This is a genomic window from Halomicrococcus pelagicus (genome assembly GCF_050954125.1).
On sequence record NZ_JBPBWC010000003.1, the window covers coordinates 377,861 to 396,348 of the forward strand.

16 protein-coding genes and 2 pseudogenes are annotated in these 18,488 nt (G+C 68.9%); 8 read left to right on the top strand and 10 right to left on the bottom strand.

Going from position 1 to position 18,488, the window contains the following annotated elements; genetic code table 11:
- Positions 1-32: 32 nt before the first annotated feature.
- Genes ACRYA2_RS09640 through folP form a run of 3 tightly spaced genes read right to left on the bottom strand, consistent with a single transcriptional unit; the run spans position 33 to position 3,894 of the window.
- A complete protein-coding gene (locus ACRYA2_RS09640; RefSeq protein WP_433627002.1) occupies positions 33-881 on the bottom strand; it encodes a TatD family hydrolase in 849 nt (282 codons plus the stop codon).
- Between the two features lie 32 nt (positions 882-913).
- Positions 914-1,366 carry an NYN domain-containing protein gene (locus ACRYA2_RS09645; protein ID WP_433627005.1) on the bottom strand — a complete coding sequence of 151 codons (453 nt, stop codon included), beginning with the start codon at positions 1,364-1,366 and terminating at the stop codon, positions 914-916.
- A gap of 44 nt (positions 1,367-1,410) precedes the next feature.
- Positions 1,411-3,894, bottom strand: coding sequence for a dihydropteroate synthase (gene folP / locus ACRYA2_RS09650; protein ID WP_433627008.1), 2,484 nt, complete (start codon positions 3,892-3,894; stop codon positions 1,411-1,413).
- A 369-nt stretch (positions 3,895-4,263) separates the two neighbouring features.
- Between folP and ACRYA2_RS09655 the strand changes: the two genes are divergently transcribed.
- Entirely contained in the window at positions 4,264-4,875 is a 612-nt protein-coding gene (locus ACRYA2_RS09655) for a hypothetical protein (RefSeq protein ID WP_433627010.1), read from the top strand.
- Between the two features lie 33 nt (positions 4,876-4,908).
- Here the strand turns inward: ACRYA2_RS09655 and ACRYA2_RS09660 are convergent.
- Both ACRYA2_RS09660 and ACRYA2_RS09665 read right to left on the bottom strand, forming a co-directional pair.
- Positions 4,909-5,479: pseudogene (locus ACRYA2_RS09660) on the bottom strand (DUF8054 family protein).
- Positions 5,476-6,247: pseudogene (locus ACRYA2_RS09665) on the bottom strand (nucleotide-binding protein). Before ACRYA2_RS09665 ends, ACRYA2_RS09660 begins: the two co-directional pseudogenes overlap by 4 nt.
- A gap of 175 nt (positions 6,248-6,422) precedes the next feature.
- Between ACRYA2_RS09665 and ACRYA2_RS09670 the strand changes: the two are divergent.
- Both ACRYA2_RS09670 and ACRYA2_RS09675 read left to right on the top strand, forming a co-directional pair.
- Complete coding sequence (locus ACRYA2_RS09670) at positions 6,423-7,400, top strand: ABC transporter ATP-binding protein (protein WP_433627013.1); 978 nt, start codon at positions 6,423-6,425, stop codon at positions 7,398-7,400.
- Positions 7,384-8,196, top strand: a complete 813-nt coding sequence (locus ACRYA2_RS09675; protein ID WP_433627016.1) for an ABC transporter permease — start codon at positions 7,384-7,386, stop codon at positions 8,194-8,196. Before ACRYA2_RS09670 ends, ACRYA2_RS09675 begins: the two co-directional genes overlap by 17 nt.
- Here ACRYA2_RS09675 and ACRYA2_RS09680 read toward each other — a convergent pair whose 3' ends face one another.
- Both ACRYA2_RS09680 and ACRYA2_RS09685 read right to left on the bottom strand, forming a co-directional pair.
- Complete coding sequence (locus tag ACRYA2_RS09680) at positions 8,197-9,783, bottom strand: COG1361 S-layer family protein (RefSeq protein WP_433627019.1); 1,587 nt, start codon at positions 9,781-9,783, stop codon at positions 8,197-8,199.
- Positions 9,780-9,926, bottom strand: a complete 147-nt coding sequence (locus ACRYA2_RS09685) for a hypothetical protein (RefSeq protein ID WP_433627022.1) — start codon at positions 9,924-9,926, stop codon at positions 9,780-9,782. Before ACRYA2_RS09685 ends, ACRYA2_RS09680 begins: the two co-directional genes overlap by 4 nt.
- 283 nt (positions 9,927-10,209) lie before the next feature.
- Here ACRYA2_RS09685 and ACRYA2_RS09690 point away from each other — a divergent pair, with 283 nt between their 5' ends.
- Positions 10,210-11,178, top strand: a complete 969-nt coding sequence (locus ACRYA2_RS09690; RefSeq protein WP_433627025.1) for a sugar phosphate nucleotidyltransferase — start codon at positions 10,210-10,212, stop codon at positions 11,176-11,178.
- Here the strand turns inward: ACRYA2_RS09690 and ACRYA2_RS09695 are convergent.
- Entirely contained in the window at positions 11,162-11,764 is a 603-nt protein-coding gene (locus ACRYA2_RS09695; RefSeq protein WP_433627028.1) for a hypothetical protein, read from the bottom strand. The two genes, ACRYA2_RS09690 and ACRYA2_RS09695, sit on opposite strands and share 17 nt — an antisense overlap.
- Positions 11,765-11,900: 136 nt before the next feature.
- Positions 11,901-12,614: a diphthine--ammonia ligase gene (locus ACRYA2_RS09700; RefSeq protein ID WP_433627031.1), complete on the bottom strand. Its 714-nt coding sequence runs from the start codon at positions 12,612-12,614 to the stop codon at positions 11,901-11,903.
- Between the two features lie 216 nt (positions 12,615-12,830).
- On the opposite strand from ACRYA2_RS09700, the gene purH reads away from it, so the two are divergent.
- Together purH and ACRYA2_RS09710 are read left to right on the top strand one after the other, a co-directional pair.
- A complete protein-coding gene (purH, locus tag ACRYA2_RS09705) occupies positions 12,831-14,453 on the top strand; it encodes a bifunctional phosphoribosylaminoimidazolecarboxamide formyltransferase/IMP cyclohydrolase (protein WP_433627034.1) in 1,623 nt (540 codons plus the stop codon).
- Positions 14,454-14,628: 175 nt separating this feature from the next.
- On the top strand, positions 14,629-15,138 hold the full coding sequence (locus ACRYA2_RS09710; protein WP_433627037.1) for an SHOCT domain-containing protein: 510 nt from the start codon (positions 14,629-14,631) through the stop codon (positions 15,136-15,138).
- Here the strand turns inward: ACRYA2_RS09710 and ACRYA2_RS09715 are convergent, their stop codons facing one another.
- Positions 15,139-15,870 carry a hypothetical protein gene (locus ACRYA2_RS09715; RefSeq protein WP_433627040.1) on the bottom strand — a complete coding sequence of 244 codons (732 nt, stop codon included), beginning with the start codon at positions 15,868-15,870 and terminating at the stop codon, positions 15,139-15,141.
- A gap of 646 nt (positions 15,871-16,516) precedes the next feature.
- Between ACRYA2_RS09715 and ACRYA2_RS09720 the strand changes: the two genes are divergently transcribed.
- Positions 16,517-17,671, top strand: a complete 1,155-nt coding sequence (locus ACRYA2_RS09720) for a PKD domain-containing protein (protein ID WP_433627043.1) — start codon at positions 16,517-16,519, stop codon at positions 17,669-17,671.
- A 91-nt stretch (positions 17,672-17,762) separates the two neighbouring features.
- Positions 17,763-18,437: a DUF4352 domain-containing protein gene (locus ACRYA2_RS09725; RefSeq protein ID WP_433627046.1), complete on the top strand. Its 675-nt coding sequence runs from the start codon at positions 17,763-17,765 to the stop codon at positions 18,435-18,437.
- Positions 18,438-18,488 lie beyond the last annotated feature (51 nt).

An 18,488-nucleotide genomic window follows, 5' to 3' on the forward strand; every position in this document is an offset into this window, starting at 1 on the left:
CGGCGTCCGGCGGAGCGGTCCCATCGGTCCGGCTACCGCGAGAGAGACGTCTCCGTGCTCAGGCCGTAGACGCGCTCGGGTGTCTCGACGTGGGCGTTCCGGACCGCGTCGTCGTACCCCTCCTCCTGCATCCAGCGGACGCGGCGCGGGACCGTCTTCGGCCCCATGACCGCGCCGGGGCGGTCGGGGTCGTCGACGAAGTCCGTCTCCATCAGGAACGGTTCGCCCGCCTCGGCGGCGATTTCCAGCCTCTCCTTCTCGCTCATCACGCTCGGGGTCGGTCCCGCCAGTCGCCCGCCGGCGTAGTGTTTCACCACGCGCTCGGCGGGGAGACCGGCGTCCTCGGCCCACTCCGCGACCTCGGTAAGGTCCTCGCTGGCCTCGGTGTGCAACTGGACGGCACACCCCGTCTCGGCGCCGAGTTCGAGCCCGCGCCGCAGGACCGCGTTGGAGGCGTCCCACACGGCCTCGGACACGTCGTAGTGCGGGCGACCGGTCTTGAGCGCCACGCCGGGACCGTCGGCGACGTACTCCGCGGCCTCCGCCAGGCCGGCCCGCATCAGGTCGCGGGCCTCCGCGGGGTCGTACCCCCGGTCGTCGACGAGCTTCGATATCAGTCCGGGGTGAACGCCGAGGACGGGCCACGCCCGTCCGTCGAGAACCTCGCTCGCGCGCTCGACCGCGTCGACGGTGGCGTCGAACACCTCGCGGAAGTCCTCGCCGGATTCGACTTCGACGCCGAGCAGCCACGAGGGCTTGTTGACGACGAGGAGGTGGGTGCCGCCGCTGCGCGCGAAGTCCTTCACCGCCTCGATGCCGCGCCCGTGCTCGGGGTCGAGATGCATGTGGTCGTCCAGTACCGGCGTGCCGAGGTCGTCCATGTGCGAGTAGAGGAAGTCCGGCCCCGAAAACGCTACTCTTCGAGCACGACCGCGTCGTGGGCCGCGTTCCGCAGCGCGTCCGAACGCCCGTGTTCGCCCGGCGCGATGGCGACCGTGTGGACGCCGTTCCGTGCCGCCTTCTCCAGTACCGGCTTGAAGTCGGTGTCGCGGGACGCGATGGCGAGCGCGCCCACGCGGCCGTCCAGCGCGACCTCCGTCGCGTCGACGGCGAGTTTCACGTCCACGTCGCCGCTGGTCACGACCACCTCGAACCCCCGCGCTTCGGCGGCCTGGATGAGTCCCGGCGTCGCGTGCTCGTCGAGGTAGAGCCGTGCGACGGCGAGCCGACCCAGCTCCTCGCTCGCGTCCCGGACGTCGTCGAGGTCGACGTCGAACTCCTCGCGGAGGACGTTCGGGCCGTCGACGAACAGCGCGACGGCTCCGTCCTCCAACTCGCCCAGCAACGACCGCAGCGGACCGCTCATGCCGCGGCGTAGTCGGTCGCGCGACAAAGGGATGCCGGTCCGGCTCACCCGCCGCGCTCGTCGGCGAACGACTCGGGCGACCCCGCCGCCTCCACGGCGCGGACCGCGGCGACGTTCTCCTTCACGTCGTGGACGCGGACGATGTCGGCTCCGCGTTCGGCCGCGATGGCGGTTCCGGCCACCGTCGCCGACCCACGCTCGCCCGCCGCTCGCCCGACCAGGCCGAACATCGACTTGTGGGAGTGGCCGACGAGCACCGGGCAGTCCAGACCGTGGAGTTCGTCGGTCCGACCGAGCAACTCGAAGCTCTCGACGGCGCTCTTGCCGAAGCCGAGGCCCGGGTCGACGATTATCTGCTCGCGGTCCAGCCCCGCCTTCTCCGCGAGCAGGACCTGCTCCTCCAGTTCCGCGACGACGTCCTCGACCACGTCGTCGTACGCGACCTCGTTGTCGGGGTCGACCGGCGCGTCGATGCTGTGCATCACGACCAGCGGGGCGTCGTGCTCGGCGGCGACGAACCGCATCTCGGGGTCCGCCAGTCCGGTCACGTCGTTGACGATGTCCGCGCCCGCTTCGAGGGCGGCGCGGGCGACCTCGGCCTTCCTGGTGTCGATGGAGAGCATGGCGTCCACGTCGGCGATGTCCTCGATGACCGGCACCACGCGGGACTTCTCCTCCTCGACGGATATCTCGTCCGCGCCGGGGCGCGTGCTCTCGCCGCCCACGTCGACGATGTCCGCGCCGGCGTCGACCATCTCCTCGGCGCGGGCGACGGCGTCCTCGCGGAGTTCGTACTCGCCGCCGTCGTGGAAGCTGTCGGGCGTGACGTTCAGGATGCCCATGACGGCGGTGCGACCCTCCCACGGATAGCCCCGCTCGTCCGGCGAACGCTGGATGCCGAGCGACGACCGGAGTTCCTCCGCGAACACCGAGAGGCCGTAGGGCTGGCCCTCCAGTTTCTCGGCCAGGCGTTTGAACTGCGAGAGCGTCCCCATCAACAGGACGTCGATGCGCTCCTCGTCCTGGTCGTTCAGGCCCGACTGGGCGCACTCCCCGCCGAGCGAGAGCATCTCCTCTTTCAGGTACTGGGCCTGCCGGCGCTGCACGCGCGTCTTCAGCACCCGGTGGACCGCCTTGCCGCGCATCCGCCAGACGCCGGGGTCGGTGACGTGTGTGCCTTCCAGCGCCTCGCGGGCGTCGTCGAGGTCGGCGACGCGCTTGGGAATCTCCGCGCGCGTCCAGCGCGCCCGCGCCTCCGCGACGGCGAACAGCGACCCCGTGACGAGGACGAAGTCGTCCGGGCCGGCGTCGTCGAGCGCGTCGTCGAGCGCGCCCTCGACCGAACTCACCCGCGCCACGCGCTCGACGTCCCGGTCCTCGAACGCCCGGGCGACGACCGCCTCGTCCTCCGCCCGGTCGAGGTCGGGTTCGCAGGCGACGGCGCGGTCCGGCGTCGGGAGCGCCGAAAGCATCCCCTCCAGGTCCTTGTCGTGCATCGCCCCGAACACGAGGTGGAGGTCGTCGTAGTCGAACTCCGCGAGCGTCCCCGCGAGCGCCTCGCACGCTCCGGGGTTGTGCGCGCCGTCGAGCGCCACGAGCGGGTCGGTGCCCATCACCTCGAACCGCCCCGGCCAGGACGCCTTCCGGAGCCCGCGCGCCACCGTCGCCTCGTCGACGGGGGTCGCGTCCATCCCGCTCGCCGCGGTCACCTGCCGGGCGAGCACCGCCGCGATGCCGGCGTTGCGCGCCTGGTGCTCGCCGAGCAGCGGGATGGGCGTCTCGACGGTCCAGTCGGGCCCGTCGAGCGAGACGGCGGCCTCGGTGTGGTTCGTCCGTCCCTCGTAGGCCGCCCGCACAGCCGCCGACTCGTCGCCCGACCCGCCGACCGTCAGCACGTCGCCGGCCTGGTCCTCGACGGCCGCCAGCGCGTCCCCGGTCGCGCCGGTGACCAGCGGTCGGTCCGCCGGCGCGACGTGGGCCTTGTCGCGTGCAATCTCCTCGATGGTCTCGCCGATGACGCCGGTGTGTTCGAGGGTGACGCTCGTCACCGCCGACGCCACCGGGTCGACGACGCTCGTCGCGTCGAACTTTCCGCCGATACCGACCTCCAGGACCGCGACGTCCACGTCCTCGCGGCCGAAGTACCACAGCGCCATCGCCGTCATCGTCTCGAAGAACGTCGGCGACTCGCCGCGAACCGCCCGCTCTTCGAGGTAGTCCTGCGCCGCCTCGACGAACGACACCAGGGCTTCCTTTCGCATCCGTCGCCCGTCGACCGTGACTCGCTCGCGAACGTCGTCCAGGTGCGGCGAGGTGTACAGTCCGACGGACAGCCCCGCCTCCCGGAGCACCTGTTCGGTCATCCGCGCCGTGCTTCCCTTCCCGTTCGACCCGGCGACCTGTACGAAGTCTACGGTTTCGTGAGGGTCGTCGAGGTGTGCGAGGAGGCTGGCGGTCGAGTCCGTCCCGGGCTTCGGGCGGAACCGCCGCAGGTCGAAGAGGAAGTTAGCCGCCTCGTGGTAGTTCATACCTTGCTGAACAGATGCCGGACGCTTCAGGCTATCGGAGTCGGAACTCCGGCGCCCCGACCGCGACGCGACCGGCCGCCGGTGAGGGTCGGGTAACGCCGCGCGTCGCGACCGCATTTCCCGCCGATTCCTGTCGACGCGTTTCGAGGAGCGGAGAAGCGGTGTTTTCAATCTCACATTTCTCGGACTGTTTCGACGGCGTGTCGAAACCGCGGCGGGGCGTTCGTCGGCGAATCGAACCGTGAGGTTCCTCGAGGATAACCCGGCGCGTATCCTGTCGTTTTCCGTAGGAAGGGTTCCGTTACCTTCCGACAACGGTATATTCCCGAACTGAGAACGCAGAGCAAGCCACGGCTTCGGAAAGGAGCAATGAACGGGAGCACCGACCAGATCGACGACCGCATCGCCCGCGCAATACTAGCGGACTCGAAGTACGAACAGCTTCGCGTCCGACGGTTCAGCTACTTCAAGCAGCCGATACCCCGAAAGCTCGCCTGGCAGGGAGGGCTCTTCCTCGCTCTCTCGCTCGTCGCACCTATCGCGCTGGCCTACCCGGGCCCGGTCGCGGCGCTGTTCGTCGACGGGAGCCCGCTGACCGGGTCGCCCCTCATCGCCCTCGTCGGCGCGTTCGCCGTCGGCGTCGAACTGCTCGCGGCGCTCGGTCACCTCGCGGTCGCGGCCGTCCTCCTTCGACGGAAGTCGACGCTGTCGAGGCGGCGGGCACGCGACCTGCTGGCGGTCGAGGACGTAGCGTCGCTCCTCGGACTCGGCACCGGCGCGTTGGCGACCGCGGTGACGGTCGGGTACTTCTGCTTCGGACTCGCGGGTCTCGACGCCGTCCAGTGGTATGTGGCCGCCGGTGGCCGGAGTCCCTTCGCACCTTCCGGGACCGGTGTCACGATCGCCGTCGTCGCCGTCGTCGCCGCCGTCGCCGGCATCGCACTTCTCGGCGCGAGTCGCTATCTCGACCGCCGACTCTGACGCGGTCGAGACCACCCCGGCGTCTGCGGACCGCTACCGTAACTGCTCTTCCAGCCCCCACTCCTCGGCCCGCCGCTCGGCCTGTTCGCGGGCCTCCTCCCGGATGGACGCGATGCGTTCCTCGTCCTCCAGGAACGCCTCGACCGCGCCGGACGACGCGCTCTTCTCGTCGGTTCCGGCGACCGTCTCGCCGCGGTCGGACGGCGCGGCGCTCCGCGTTCGCGCGGCCAGGTCGCCGTCGCCGCCGAGGCGGTCGGCGGGCATCCCGGGCGGTACCCGGAGTTCGGGCGTGTCGTGGATGCCGTCGAGGTCGGTCGGGGCCGACTCGTAGAGGTCGACGCTGTACGGACCGGGGACGGCGAAGTCGGAGAGCGCCGCCGGCCCGGTCCGTCCCGGTGTGGTAGGCCAGCACCGGAACCCCCGCCTCGAAGGTGAGGACGCCGCTGCCGTCGGCGCCGAGCAACAGCGCGTCGCTCGGTTCGAACACGGCGTACCCCGTCAGTTCGCGGTCGAGCGCGTCGGCGAGCGCGGTGCTCGGGTCGTCGACCACGCGCGAACGGACGAGCGTTCCGCGCGGGAGCGTCGGTCCGCCGGCCAGGTTCATGGCGAATCGGGGATGACGGCGCTGCGGAATCGCTCGGCGACCTCGTTCGATTCCCCGTCGCGCACGTCAAGCGCGGCGGCCGCGTCCCGGTAGGCCCGCGCCGGGGCGCTGTCCGGCGCGTGGGCGAGCAACGGTTCGCCCGCCTGCCGGGCCGCGCGCGGCGTCGGCGTCCGGGACCGTCCCGAGCGTCGGGCCGTCGAAGTAGCGCTCGCACTTCTCGGCGATGGCGTCCACGTTCTCGGACTCGTGGACCTTGTTGAACAGGACGCCCGCGGTGCCGGTGCCGTAGGAGTGGGCGTACTCCTGGACTTTCAGCCCGTCGCTCACGGAGGGTATCGTCGGCTGGAGGACGACGACCACGCGGTCGACGAGCACGACCGGCAGGACGGCGCTCTTGCTCCCGAGCGCCGCCGGCGAGTCCAGCAGCAGGACGTCTGCGTCGGCGGCGAGGTCGGCGACCACGTCGCGGAGGCGCTCGGCGTCGGCGCGCTCGAACGCACCGAGACTGGTTCCGCAGGGGACGACCGAGAGCCCGAACCGTTCGTAGACCGCGTCCTCGACCGCCGCGTCGCTCCCCTCGACGAGGAGGTCGTGGAGCGTCGTCTTCGCGTCGGCCAGGCCGGTGTGGAACAGCAGGTTGGCCATCCCGGTGTCGGCGTCGACGACTGTCACGTCGTACTCCTCGGCCAGCGCCATGCCGAGCGCGAGCGTGCTGGTCGTCTTGCCCGTGCCGCCTTTCCCGCTCGCTACCGCGAACGCCTCGACCATTACCTGTCACTGGTCGCGCCATGGTTTAAAAATTCACACCCTTTATCGGTGAATAGAATAGTAGGACGTTCCGGCGTCGACGCCGTCGCCTCGTTCGGGCGACCCCGCCGACGGCCCCGGGTCGGACGCGTCGCCGGGGAACGGTTAAGTTCGTTCCCGGCGTCTCCGTCCCCGTGTGACGACGGATTCGACGACCGTCGAGAACGCCATCGCCGTCGAGGACCTGACGAAGTACTACGGCGACGTCCGGGGGGTCGAGGACCTGACGTTCGCGGTCGAGACGGGGGAGATATTCGGCTTCCTCGGGCCGAACGGCGCAGGCAAGTCGACGGCCATCCGGGCGCTGCTCGGACTGCTGAAACCGACGCGCGGGACGGCGAAGATACTCGGGAGCGACGTGACCGACCGCGACGCCGCCATGGCGGCGCGGCAGAACGTCGGGTACGTTCCCGGCGACGCCGGCTTCTACGGAGACACGACCGGCGAGCGACTGCTCGACTACTTCGGGTCGCTCTCGGGCGACGAGCGCCGCGAGGAACTGCTTGAGCGGTTCCCCATCCCCCGCGACCGGAAGGTGAAGGCGTACTCGCGGGGGAACAAGCAGAAGCTCGCGCTGGTCCAGGCGTTCATGCACGACCCCGACCTCGTCGTGATGGACGAACCGACCGCCGGGCTGGACCCGCTGGCGCAGAACGCCGTCTACGAGTTCCTCGAAGCGGAGCGGCGGCGGGGCGTCACCGTCTTCTTCTCGACTCACATCCTGAGCGAGGTGCGCAAGCTCTGCGACCGGGTGTGTATCATCCGCGACGGTCGGCTCGTCGCGCTGGAGCAGATAGACGCCCTGCTCGAGAAGAGCGGGAAGGTCGTCCGCCTCGACTTGGTCGAGTCGCCGGCCCCCGACGACCTCCGCTTCGCGGGCGTGGCGAGCGCCAGCCGAGACGAGGACGGTTACTACCGGCTGGTCGTGACCGGCCACGACTTCGACGGGCTGGTGGACGTCATGGACCGGTACACTATCGAGGACGTGGTGATCCGGGAGACGTCGCTGGAGGACGTCTTCATCGAGTTCTACGACGAGGACGTGGACCGCGAGACCGAACCGACCGCGCGTCCCCGCGAGGAGGCCGCTCCGGAGGGTGGCCGGGAGCGGTGACGTGTTCGAGATAACGCGGTTCGAGGTCGGCAAGCGCGTCCGGGGGACGCTCGTCCTGACGGGCGCGCTGGTCCTGCTCATCGCGCTCTACGTCGCCCTGTTCCCCTCGATAGAGAGCGCCGGCATCGACCTGGACGCCTACATCGAGAGCCTGCCCGAGGAGACACGGCGGGCCTTCGTCGGGAACGTCACGACCATCACCACCATCGACGGCTACATGGCCTCGCAGTTCTACCAGCTGACGTGGCTGCTCGTGCTCGGCGTCTACTACGCGTACGCCGCGGCGTCGAGCGTCGCGAGCGAGGTGGAGAACGGGACCCTCGAACTGGTGCTGGCCCACCCCGTCAGTCGGTCGCGACTCGTCGTCGGGAAGTTCTTCGCGCTCGTCCCGAGCATGGTCGCCGTCAACGTGTTCAGCTACGTCGCCGTCTACGTCGGCGTCGACTACATCGGCGAGTACATCGACCCGGTGGACCTGTTCGCACTCCACGCCTACTCCATGGGCTACCTCCTCGCCTGTGCGTCCGTCGGGATGGTCGCGTCGGTCGTCTTCGACTCGGCGCGACGAGCGCAGACGGCCGCCATCGGGAGCGTGTTCGGGATGTACCTCGTCGACTCGCTCACCTTCGACACCGACTACGAGTGGGTCGGCGACGTCGCCTTCACCCGCTACTACGACGTCGGCGCGATACTGACGGAGGGGGAGGTGGCGTGGAGCGATCTCGCCGTGCTCGTCGCCGCCACCGTCCTCCTGCTGATCGCCAGCGCGGAACTGTTCGAGCGCACGGACGTCTGACTACCGCCCGCGCCACCACCACCAGCCTGCGCCCGCGAACAACGCGGCGACGACGGCCACCGTCGCGACGACCGGGAAACCCGGTCCCTGCTCCCGTTTCACTCGCACGGCGACCTGGTAGGGTCCGGCGACGCGGCGCTCGCCGTCCGGCGTCTCGTAGGTGAGCACCACGGTCGCCGGCTGTCGCCCCGGGATGGCCTCCTCCTCGACGGTCAGTTCGAACGCGGCACCCCTCGACTCGCCGGGCGAGAGCGCGCCGACGTACGCGCTCGGGTCGTCGCTGGTCAGCGGTTCGGCGACCCGGAGTCGCGCCGTCACGTTCGACAGCCGTCGGCCGGCGTCGTTGGTGATTTCGACGCGCAGCGTCCCGCTCTCGTCGACGGTGAACGACGACGCGACCGGTTCGACGACGAACGGTTCGCGCTCCCCCCCGACGCGGACCGTCGCCAGGAGGGGGTCGCTCGCCGTCCGCCGGCCCTCCTCGTCGCGGTAGACCACTCGGAACGCGAACTCGCGCGGCCCCGCGCTCGTGGCGTTGCTCACGTCCGCGTCGAACCGGAACGACCGTCGCTCGCCGGCGGGAATCGTCCCGAGCGGATATCTCGTCTCCTCGGGACGGACGCTGGCCGTCCGCGCCCGGAGGACCAGGACGGCCTCGCGCGCCGGACCGGGCCCGGCGTTGAAGACCGTGCCGGTCACTCGTCCCTCGTCGTCGACCCTGAGCGTGCTGGTCACGTTCCCGAGCGCGAACGACTGCTCCGGGTCCGGAATCACCCCGAACGTTTCGAGTCGCGTCCGGTTGCGCGTCCCGTCCTCGCTGTAGGAGACGTCGATACTGAACGGGTAGCTCGCGACGACGGTGTCGTTGCTCGCCGTCGCCTTGAACTCGAACGTCACGTCCTCGTTCGACGGCCACTCCCCGACGAACCGGGTAGCGTTTCGCCGCCGCCCGAATCGGATGCTGCTGCTCCGCGACTGCAGGGTGACGACGGCGTCGTCAACGTCGGCGCCCGTGTTCTCGACGGTGACGGAGATGGTTCCCGTCTCGCCCGCCTGAACGGTCGAGGAGATGGCGGTGACCTCGAAGCGGTCGAGCAGGATGCGCTCCGACGGCCGGACGCCGAACGTGAACGGCCTCGTCCGCACCCGGGAGCCGTTGGCCGCGGTGTAGGCGACGACGGCACGGAACGGGTAGCTCCGCGTCTCGGCGAACTCCTCGGCGACGAGGCCGAACTTCACTGTCCGTCGCTCGCCACTCTCCCAGGGACCGACGAGGCGGGTGGCGTTCCGGGCGGGGCCGAACCGGACGCTGTCGTTGGGCGATTCGACGAAGACGCTGGCGTTCGTGACGGCGTCGCCGGCGTTGACGAACGTCAGCGAGAGGTTGCCGGACCCGTCGACGGGCACGTTCGAGGCGGTCGAAACCAGCCGGAACTGGACATCGGGTTGCGCGGCGGTCTGCCCGGCCGATTCGGTCGTCGTCCCCTGGACGGCGGCCGCATCCGGGCCGGGGGCCGTTGCGAGGGCCGCCATGCCGGGCGACACGAGCGCGAGCGCGAGCAGTACCGCGACGCGGCGGCCGGTCATCCCTCGGAGCCGTCCCGGTCACCGTCGCACGCGCTCGCGGCGGTCGCCGCCCGCGAACGTGCCCGGTTCGTCGCCCGTCCCCCACCGCACGATGCGACCGCGTCGCGTGCCGGGAGCCGCGCTCCCGACTGGAAAGGTGACATCTGTACCTCCAGTTCGTCCTACACGACGACGGCGCCTATAGGTCTGGCTTCTGTCCGTTCGCCGGCCGCGACCGCGTCGGTCGACGCGGGGACGCCGCCACGGGTAGGACGAGCGCTCTCGACGCGCCCGACCGTTCGCGACCTTCCGGCGGCGTCCGGGGGTGGGTCGAACCCCCTCGCCTCACCGACCCAAAACGACGAAAAGTGACATATCAGGCCCTCACTATCCTACTGCGGTCCGAGGATGAAAAAGAACTTATCGCCGGGGGTTCACCCTCCGGGCATGAAAGCCGTCGTCCTCGCAGGCGGATACGCGACGCGACTGTGGCCGATCACGAAGAATCGGCCAAAGATGTTCCTCCCCATCGGCGAGACCACGGTTATAGACCGCATCTTCGCCGACCTCGAGGAAGACGAACGCGTCGACGAAGTGTTCGTCAGCACCAACGAACGATTTGCCGAGGATTTCGAGCGGCACCTCGCGGACAGTCCGTTCGAGAAGCCGACGCTGTCCATCGAGGACACGTCCGAGGAGGACGAGAAGTTCGGCGTCGTCGGCGCACTCGCCCAGCTCGTCGACCGGGAGAACGTCGACGACGACCTCGTCGTCATCGCCGGCGACAACCTCATCAGCTTCGACGTCGGCGACTTCATCGACTTCTTCGAGCGCAACGGGGCGTCCGGCCTCGCCGCCTACGACGTGGGGAGCCGCGAGCTCGCCAAATCCTACGGGCTCGTCGAACTCGACGGCGAGCAGGTCGTCGACTTCCAGGAGAAGCCCGACGACCCCAACTCCACGCTGGTGTCTATCGCCTGCTACGCCTTCACCCAGGATACGCTCCCCATGCTGGAGGAGTACCTCTCCGGGGGGAACAACCCCGACGAACCCGGCTGGTTCGTCCAGTGGCTCCAGTCCCACAAACCGGTGTACGCCTACACGTTCGAGGAGGCGTGGTTCGACATCGGGACGCCCGAGAGCTATCTCGACGCGGTCGCGTGGTATCTCGACGGCGAGTCCCACGTCGCCGACAGCGCGACCCTGGACAACGCCACGGTCGGCGAGAACGTCCACGTCATGGACGACGCGGAACTGCTGAACGCCAGCGTCAACAACGCCGTCATCTTCCCCGGGGCGACCATCCGGGACTGCGAGGTTCGCAACTCGATCATCGACGAGAAGACCCACATCGAGAACATGGACCTCTCGGGTGCGCTCATCGGCGCACACACCCAGATTACGAACGGGCAGTAGCGCCCGGTCTGACGCCGAAGTAAACCTCCCGCTTTTCGTCCGTCTCGCCGTTCTTCGCTTCGTCGCGCAACAGCGACAGGACCTGCGCGACGGCGCGGTGGTTGCCGTCGGCGACGTAGGCGGGGTCGTCGCCCTCCTCCACCACGACGAGGCGGCCGTTCGTCCCCGACGCCTCGATGTCGTCGGCCAGCGACGCGACCTCCTCGAAGTCCTCCTCGGCTTTCGCGTCGAACTCGGTCGCGTCGTCGGCCTCGATGATGCGCTTCGCCACGGCCCCTATCCGCCCGTCGTCGGCGAACGCTCGCCAGCCCTCGCTCTCCGGTCCGACGACGACCTGCAGGTCGCGCAGTTCGTCTACCGACAGCTCGGTCAGGTACCACTCCGCCTCCTCGGCCCCGAACACGCGGGCGGCGATGGGTTTGCGGTCGACGAGTTCCTCGCGGAGACCCGGTTCCGTCGGCAGGTCGTCGGGGTCGGGCGCGTCCGACTCGACCTCGACCTCGTTCGCCAGCCAGTACTGCATCACCTCGGTCCGGGAAACCGGCTCCAGGCGGTCGTCCGCCCGGAGGCGCTCTGCGATATCCATGGATTCGTTCGAAGGGGCGGTACGGGGAGAAAGATTGTGGCAGGCGACGCCGACCCGTTCGGGTGGCGGCGTCCAACCGCTATCGTCACCGCGCCGTTTCGTTCGCTCGCGGTACCGGGCCTGGCGTCCCGGGGAGCTACACGAGCCAGGCGTCCTCGACCCGGATCGTTCCGCGAGTACCGTCCCACTCGGTCTCGTACTCCAGTTCGATGGGTCGGTCCATGTGCGGGCCGTCCGTCACCAGCGTCTCGAACTCGCCGCCCTCGCCGAGAACGTGGACGCCGTACTCGTCGTTGAGCGCTTCGAGGTCGGCGAGCGCGTCGGCGTCGAGGGTGCGGCCGAGCCACGACTCGTCGAGGCCGTAGGCGGCCACGGCGATGATCCGTATCTCGAAGCCGGCGTCGAGCATGGCGCGGGCGAGTTCGCCGGGGTCCTCCCGCCAGAGGGGGGCGAACAGGTCGGCGTCGAGGCGCTCGCACATCGCCTCGATGCGGCTAGTCTGGAACTCGCTCTCGACCGCGCCGGCGGTGACGCCGGTCACGTCGAAACCGAGGTCCGTCAGCGCGTCTTCGAGGACAGCGAGTTCCCGGTCGCCCTGCGCGCCGGCGTCGTCCGCGTCGCCGGCCGCGAAGTCGTCCGGTTCGACCTCGACGAGCGGGACGCCGACGCTCTCGGCCGCGAGCGCGGCCAGGTCGGTCGCCGGCACGTGGTACATGTAGGAGTCGCCCTCGGGGTGGACGGTGAGCAGGCGCTCGACGGGGAGTCCCGATTCGAGCGCGCGGTACAGCGCCCACGAGGAGTCCTTGCCGCCCGAGAAGAGGCTGACCCACCCGGACGATTCGTCGGTCATACCCAGGAGTAGGCCGTCGCGGGTAAAGGTGCGACGGATTTTCGACGCCAATCTGCTCGACCGCCCGGCGCGCGTCCCGCGCTGACCCTGAAACGGCACGGACGTGGATACCTCGAGCGACGAAACGGGACAGACGATTCGTTTATGTGCACGTTCGTGGATATAGGCTGGCGACCAACCACAACGTCTTTTGGTCCGGCGCGCGCCGGTTCGACTATGACACGAATCGCTGGCATGGCCGGGAACCGTGGTCGAAACCTCCTCCACCTCGACGACCTCGCGCCGGGCGGGGCGGAACTCGCGGTCGTGCTGACCACCGACCCGGACGCGCCGGTCTTGGAGAAAGCCGAGGAGCGCGGCGTTCCGACCGAGGTCGTCGAACTCGGCGACGACGCGCGCCGCGAGCACGAGCGCCGGGTGCTCGACGCGCTCGACGCCCACGAGTTCGACCTCGTCTGTCTCGACGGGTACATGCGCATCCTGACGGACGAGTTTCTCGACGCGGTGCCGACGACGCTGAACGTCCACCCCTCCCTGCTCCCGTCGTTCCCGGGAACGGACGCCTGGGGCGACGCGCTCGACGCGGGCGTGGACGTGACCGGTTGTACCGTCCACGTCGTCACGGACGCCACCGACGAGTCGGGCGAGGTCGACCCCGAGAAGGTCGACAGCGGCCCCGTCGTCACCCAGGAACCGGTTCCGGTGTACGAGGGGGACGACCGCGACTCGCTGAAAGAGCGCGTGCTCCACGAGGGCGAGTTCAGGGCCTACCCGCGCGCGGTGAATTGGTTCGCGGAGGGCCGCGTCGACGTCGCGGACGACGCGAGCGCGGTCCGCGTCGAGGGCGACGAGGGCGGACCGTTCCCGGAGCGCCGGGTCGAGACGGCCGACCGCGCGGCCGACCTGCGGTACGGCGAGAACCCCCACCAGGACGCCGCGCTGTACGCCGACGCGACTTGCGAGGAGGCGAACGTGGTCCGCGCCGACCAGTTGAACGCGGGCGCGAAGGGGATGGGGTACAACAACTACAACGACGCCGACGCCGCGCTGAATCTCGTCAAGGAGTTCGACCGCCCGGCCGCCGCGGTCATCAAGCACACGAACCCCGCCGGCTGCGCCACGGCCGACACGCTGGCCGACGCCTACGACCGCGCGCTCGCGACCGACCCGAAGAGCGCGTTCGGCGGCATCGTCGCCCTCAACCGGGAGTGCGACGCGGCCACCGCCGAGCGGGTCGCCGACTCGTTCAAGGAGGTCGTCGTCGCGCCGGGCTACACTGACGACGCGCTCGACGCCCTCTTCGAGAAGGACAACCTCCGCGTCCTCGACCTCCACACGGACGGCGACCTCGGCGAGGTGACGGAGCGGACCACGGAGAAGGACCTCGTCGGCGGTCGACTCGTCCAGGAGCGCGACCGGCAAGCGCCGACCCGCGAGGACCTCGAAGTCGTCACCGACCGGACGCCGACCGACGACCAGTACGAATCCCTGCTGTTCGCCTGGCAGACCATCAAGCACGTCAAGTCGAACGCCATCCTGTTCGCCGACGGCACCGAGACGGTGGGCGTCGGCGCGGGCCAGGTCAGCCGCGTGGACGCCGTCGAGATAGCGAAGATGAAGGCCGAACGCGACGCCGAGGGCAAGGACGCCGACGGCGCGGTGATGGCCAGCGACGCCTTCTTTCCGTTCCCGGACGCCATCGAGGCCGCCGCCGAGGCCGGCATCGAGGCCGTCGTCCAGCCCGGCGGTTCGGTCAACGACGAGGACGTCATCGACGCCGCCGACGAGCACGACATAGCGATGGTGTTCACGGGTAGTCGGTGCTTCAGGCACGACTGACCGAAAAGAGAGTGCCTGAAGCTCGGAAGACGAACCGCGTCTTCCGGCGTTTCCGGCACGACTGAGCGCCGATGGGCTCGAAAGACGAGCGTAGCGACCCGACGTCTCCCGGACGCGCCCGTCCGGTCGTCTCGCGGAGCGGAGATTCAAGTTGACGCCCGCCCAACGTCCGGTGATGGGACTACTCGGCGACACCAAAGTCAAGGCGTTAGTCGCTGGACTGGTGGTCTCGGTCGTCCTGCTGGTCGGCATCGCCGCGTTCGGTCTGCTCGCGGCGCTGTCGGCGCTGGGCGATTCCGCCGGCGGCGCGCCGCTGTTGTTCGTCCTGCTCGACGCGGCCGCACCGTACATCGTCGCGGGGCTGCTCGACGCCATGGTCGCGGGCGTGCTGGCCGTCGCGCTGGCGGTGACGGCGGTTCGGCGAGCGTCGCTCCCGCGGAACGACCGGCTGGCGCGGCTCGCGGAGACGGTCGAGCGCGCGTCTCCGAAGGCGCGGTCCGTCGGTCTCTCCGACCGCGTCGCGCCGACGACGGAGGACCGCATCGACGACCTCAAGCAGCGGTACGTCGAGGGCGACATCGGCGAACTGGAGTACGAGCGCCGGCTGCAGGAGCTCATGGACGACGAGTCGGTCGACGCCGACCGGGTGCGGCGCGAGCGAAGCGACCGGGAGTTCGAACTGTAGTCAGTTCTCGACGGCGACTGTGCGCTCCTGCCGGTCGCTCCCCCAGTCGAGCACCAGTGTCAGCTCCGACGAGCCCTCGAGTATGTAGGGGTCGACGCGCTCGCGGTGCGTGACGGTCTCGCCCGCCGGCACCTCGACCGACAGTTCCGGCGTGTCGGAGATGTCGGTCGAGCCGAGTTCGGCGAGGAAGTCGCCGTCCCGGTCGCCGACGTTAGCGACCGTCAGCGTCGCCTCGAACGCCTCCTCGCGCTCCACGGCGTCCGGCACCTCGAACCCCCGGACCTCGAAGGCGGGTGCGCGGGCTATCCGTTCGCGGACGTCGGCGTCGAGCGGCCAGCGGAGCCGGGGAGTGTCGCCGTCCTGCCAGGCGACTGCGACGTGCTCGAACTGCTTGACCGGCACCGGGAACCCGAGCAGGTACCCGGCCGGGTCGCGGTCGCGGTCGGCGACCCAGCGGACGTGTTCGTCGCGAGGATAGTCGGTCCCGTCGAGCGACACCTGGAACTGGCGGTCCAGCCGACGCGAGCGGCCGCCGTCGGTAGTTCCAGCCTCTCTGACGACCGACACGTCCGCAACGACGAACTGTCGGTCGGGAATCACGGCGACGTCGGTGTGCGTCCCCACCCGGACGACCGACCGCTGGACCCACGCGTCGTGGACCGTGACCGACCGGCCGTCGTGGGTCTCGAACGACTCGCCCAGCGACTGGGGCGGCGGCCGTTCGGTGACCACGTCGGTCGTCGACCCTGCGGTCGTCGAAGTGGTGGTCGTCGAGTCGTCGGGTCGGGGGTCCCGGGGGAGGCGGCGAGACAACCGGCCAGCGAGAACGACCCCGCGGCGATGGCGGTGAGCAGCGTGCGACGGCGCATGGACGACGGTGCGGTCTGGGCTGGTAAATGTTTTCAGTAATATGAAACGGTCGTTTGACTCACCCGGAGTTCGTCGGCGACGGTCCGAAGCGTCTCGCTGCTGTCGGCTCGGGGACGGTTCCGCGAGGCGGCGAACTTCCCCTGTAACGTCCGGCGGTTCCGTTTCGATTGCGTAACCGAGTCGACTGCCGACGCTCTGCGATTTCGGCGACGCTTGCGGGGGAGACGAGTTCGTCCAGCTGCCGGGTCGATGGCGAGGGTAGTACGGCGCGGACGACCGAACAGGTGCTCCGGCAGACAGAACTGTCCGTCGGACTGTACACGTCGTCACACCCCGACGGCGCTCGTTCTATCGTCTTTCATCACAGTAAAATTAAAATAACGGCGTAGGGTTCACGCTTTGAAACTATCCCGACGCTTTAGTTTTAAATTCTTGTTTTTCTACCATCTATTTTCGAGCAAAATCCAAAAAGAAATACGTGGTGGCTCTGACCATGCGCCTGGGAACCATGACTGCCACACGACGTACGTTCCTGACGACCGTTGGCGGCGCTGGACTTCTCGGACTCGGCACGGCGGCGACGAGCGCCGACAACGACAGCGCTGACCTGACCCGCAACTCCTTCACCCTTCTGAGCGGAACCGACCGCGAGACGACGGTACGCGTGACGTCCGCTGCCGAATCCGGCCCGACAGTGTTCGTCGTTGGCGGGATACACGGCAACGAACAGGCCGGCTATCTCGCCGCAGAGAAGGTAGCTCGCTGGGACATCCAGCGGGGGACGCTGGTGACGATTCCCCGAGCGAACGCCGCCGCGGTCGAGGCGGACCAGCGAAGTACGGACGACGGGTACGACCTGAACCGACAGTTCCCGGTCGGTTCGGAGCCCCAAACCGAGCTCGCACGGGCCATCTGGGGCGTCGTCGAGGAGTACCAGCCGGACGTCGTCCTCGACCTCCACTCGTCGATCGGCATCTGGGACGGCGACATGATCGGCGGTGTCGGACAGGTCATTTTCCGCTCGTGGGACGACGAAGCGGAGAAGGAAGCGCCGGCAGCGGCGGAGTACTTGAACGAGAACCACGTCTCGCGCGAGCAGTACGAGTTCTCCGTCGCACCGTTCGGTTCGCCCGGTTCGGAACCCTCTAGCCTGCTCGTTCACAAAGCGGCGCGGGACGCGAACGCCACGGCGTATCTCACGGAGGTCACCTCCCTCGACACCTCGGAAAGCCAGCGGATCGAGTGGCACCAGCAACTCACCCGCCAGCTCGTCGAGGACGAACTGTTCACGTCGACCGGCGGTGGCGGCGACGGTGGCGGTGGCGACGACGGAAACGGTGACGATGGCGGACAAGACGGAAACGACGGCAAGGAAGAACCGAACGAACCGCCCGTCGCTCGCATCCGGACGACGCCGAGCGAGGTCGGCGACGAACCCATCGACGGCGACACGACGATAACCTTCGACGCGTCCGCCTCCGAGGACCCGGACGGCGACATCGCGAACTACCGGTGGGACCTTACCGGCGACGGGGTGTTCGGACGGACCGGACGGAAGACGACGTTCACCCCGTCGGCGTGCGGGGAGTTCACGGTGACGCTCGAAGTGGAAGACGCGGACGGCGCGACGGACACCGCCGAGGTCACCGTCACCATCACGTAACCTCGCCAACGGACGTCAAACATTCCAACAATTACAGAAATAATATGTCAATCTTAGACCTAAATGGATTGAAAGCGGCCGTAACTAAAAAATGGGCGGGGTCGAACTCCCCTGGTACGCCATGAAACGACGCAAGTTCATCGCCGGGATTGCGGTCGGAGCGGGGACGCTTCTCGCCGGCTGTTCCAACGAATCGGACTCCACGACGACTACGACCGAAACGTCGGGGACCGAGACGACGGCGACGAACGCGACGACGTCGGCCAGTGGCACGACGACGGAGGCGGAAACCACGACGACCGGAACGGACCAGTCGGAGACGACCACCGAAACGACGTCGACGACGAGCGTCCAGAGCGTCTCGTACAAGCAGTACGTCGACCTGCAGAACGGCCTTCGGACGGCCGTCACGGACGCACAGGTCACCGACTCGTACGAACAGGGCGGAGAGAAACAGACGTCGTCCGACGGCAACAAGTTCCTGGTCGTGCAGTTCACCACCAAGAACTCCGGGCAGTCGGCCCAAAGCCTGCCGGACGATGCGATGTCTTCCGTCCAGACTTCTGACGGCAGTTACGAACTCGTCTCGTCGTCCCGGTCGGCGTGGAAGCAGTACCGCTCCTCGTCGGTCGAGGCGGGCGCGAGTGCCAAGCAGACGGTCGCGTTCGAGGTGCCGGAAGAGGCCGCCTCGTCGCTCGGCGTGAGCGTCGAACTGACGTACTCGGCGTCGGGCGAGCGACGCGTCGTCCGCTGGTCGATGGAGTAACCCTAGACTCCCTTCGACCCACCTCTCCATAAATTGTTGGACGTTTAGATA

Bases quoted from the DNA above. Each gene is read 5' to 3' on its own strand.
- ACRYA2_RS09700 (WP_433627031.1), bottom strand. From the start codon at position 12,614: ATGACCGACGAATCGTCCGGGTGGGTCAGCCTCTTCTCGGGCGGCAAG.
- ACRYA2_RS09720 (WP_433627043.1), top strand. From the start codon at position 16,517: ATGACTGCCACACGACGTACGTTCCTGACGACCGTTGGCGGCGCTGGA.
- ACRYA2_RS09685 (WP_433627022.1), bottom strand. From the start codon at position 9,926: ATGTCACCTTTCCAGTCGGGAGCGCGGCTCCCGGCACGCGACGCGGTC.
- ACRYA2_RS09710 (WP_433627037.1), top strand. From the start codon at position 14,629: ATGGGACTACTCGGCGACACCAAAGTCAAGGCGTTAGTCGCTGGACTG.
- ACRYA2_RS09680 (WP_433627019.1), bottom strand. From the start codon at position 9,783: ATGACCGGCCGCCGCGTCGCGGTACTGCTCGCGCTCGCGCTCGTGTCG.
- ACRYA2_RS09640 (WP_433627002.1), bottom strand. From the start codon at position 881: ATGGACGACCTCGGCACGCCGGTACTGGACGACCACATGCATCTCGAC.
- ACRYA2_RS09725 (WP_433627046.1), top strand. From the start codon at position 17,763: ATGGGCGGGGTCGAACTCCCCTGGTACGCCATGAAACGACGCAAGTTC.
- ACRYA2_RS09655 (WP_433627010.1), top strand. From the start codon at position 4,264: ATGAACGGGAGCACCGACCAGATCGACGACCGCATCGCCCGCGCAATA.
- folP (WP_433627008.1), bottom strand. From the start codon at position 3,894: ATGAACTACCACGAGGCGGCTAACTTCCTCTTCGACCTGCGGCGGTTC.
- ACRYA2_RS09645 (WP_433627005.1), bottom strand. From the start codon at position 1,366: ATGAGCGGTCCGCTGCGGTCGTTGCTGGGCGAGTTGGAGGACGGAGCC.
- ACRYA2_RS09690 (WP_433627025.1), top strand. From the start codon at position 10,210: ATGAAAGCCGTCGTCCTCGCAGGCGGATACGCGACGCGACTGTGGCCG.
- ACRYA2_RS09695 (WP_433627028.1), bottom strand. From the start codon at position 11,764: ATGGATATCGCAGAGCGCCTCCGGGCGGACGACCGCCTGGAGCCGGTT.
- purH (WP_433627034.1), top strand. From the start codon at position 12,831: ATGACACGAATCGCTGGCATGGCCGGGAACCGTGGTCGAAACCTCCTC.